This is a genomic window from Anaerococcus nagyae (assembly GCF_017874535.1).
Lineage (GTDB): Bacteria > Bacillota > Clostridia > Tissierellales > Peptoniphilaceae > Anaerococcus > Anaerococcus nagyae.
This window is the reverse complement of record NZ_JAGGLS010000015.1, coordinates 1-1,725: the sequence shown is the minus strand read 5'-3', so window position 1 is coordinate 1,725 and position 1,725 is coordinate 1. Positions and strand designations below refer to the sequence as shown.

Below are 1,725 nucleotides of genomic sequence, written 5' to 3'. Positions count from 1 at the left end.
ACGCTTAACGCTTATAACTTTAATAGACCAACTAAGAAAGTCAATAGTTATTTTTAAAAATTTTTTTGAAAAATTTTTAAGTCACAAAACTTAAAAATGTGCATAGCAAATAAGCCTCATATACTTTCATTTTTTGAGGCAACACTTTTAATAGTTTATGCGACTAACTTACTCTTTTCTCGAATTAGTTTTTGATGCTCTTCGGGTGTTCTTAACTCAAATGATTTTTGATTTCTGAGGACAGCAAAAATAATTTGAACCATCTTTCGCATAATTGCACACATTACAACTTTGTATGGTTTTTCAGCTATCTTCTTTTCAAAATAAGCTCGCATAACAGGATTTAAATACTCTCGGTTGCGATTTGGATACACATTAGATTTAGCCAGCATATGGAGAATTGAGCGAACATGAGGTGATCCTCTTTTAGAGATTTTATTGTTTTTCCTATTGTATGTTCCACTTTGGGTTACTCCTGGATCCAATCCAAAGAAGGCAACTAATTCTTTCGGTTTCGAGAAATTGGATATATCTCCAAGCTCTGATAAAACAACACATGCTGTATACTCTCCAACTCCTGGAATACTTTGTAAAAGCACTATTTCTTTATGAAACTTTTCATCTAAAAGTGATAGCCTTTTGATTTCATCATCGATTGCTTTCAAAGCTTCCTGTAAACTGAAAATAACCCTCACAGTTGTTTGAATAAGTACTGCTGAACTAAGGCTTACTATACAAACTTCAATAGATTTTTCAGCAGCTTTCAATAGTTTTTCATATTTTACTTCGGCATAGGAGCTGCTTTTATGTGAATTTTCTTTTATCAGTTGAATAATATCTTGCTTATTTCCAGGAGATAATACTTCCTGTATAGTAGGATATTTTTCAAGCAAAGACAAAGGTGTTTTCCCTTGCAAATCCGTAAATACTTTCTTGAAATCTGGAAAGGAAATATCTAAAAAAGCGATTAATCGGTTGATGTGTTCCACAATTTCATCCGTCAATTCTTTATGCTGTCTGCAAAGCTTTTTGATACTGTTAACGGTATCTGAGTGCGTAGTTGTTTCGTTGTAATTCTTAATACGATATAGCAACGCTATATTATATGCATCTGTTTTATCTGATTTAATTTTTCGGATATTGATATTTTTCAATGCTCCACTTTGAATCGGATTAATTACAATGACTTCGTAATTATGCTTACGGAAAAAATTAGCTAAAATTTGATGATAGTGTGCAGTAGCTTCCATGATAATTACTGCTCTGTCTTTGTACTCATCTTCTACCTTTTCAAGTACATATATGAGCGACTTCATACCAGTAATATCATTAGAAATTTTAAGTCTTTTGATGATGTCATTATTAGGTGATAGAATACAGATATCACTGAAAGCTTTACTCACATCAATTCCTACAACAATTTTTTCTGACATAATATACCTCCTATAATTTGGGATGCCCTGTTAATCCAAAACCACAACAGGCTCACGAGTTATACAGGTAATCAATAAATGAACCTAACCAACCGAAAAGATGAAAGGCAATGGAATGAGGGTGGAGTCTATCAAATGAGTAATTCCTAAATTGGAAACCCAGCAAGCACATAAAACAATCCCATTTCATCCCTAATATCTATAATTTTATCATAGATGATTAGGTTCATTTTTAAGAACTATGCTTAAAGCTGTTCTTATACTATTAGTATATGAGCAAGCACAGTAAGTG

General features: G+C 32.4%; 1 protein-coding gene. It reads right to left on the bottom strand.

Features of this window, described 5'->3' with window-relative positions; genetic code table 11:
- Window positions 1–155: 155 nt before the first annotated feature.
- Window positions 156–1,433 (bottom strand): IS110 family RNA-guided transposase, encoded by a 1,278-nt coding sequence (locus J2Z39_RS08385; protein ID WP_209814758.1) that lies wholly within the window; start codon window positions 1,431–1,433, stop codon window positions 156–158.
- Between the last annotated feature and the right edge of the window lie 292 nt (window positions 1,434–1,725).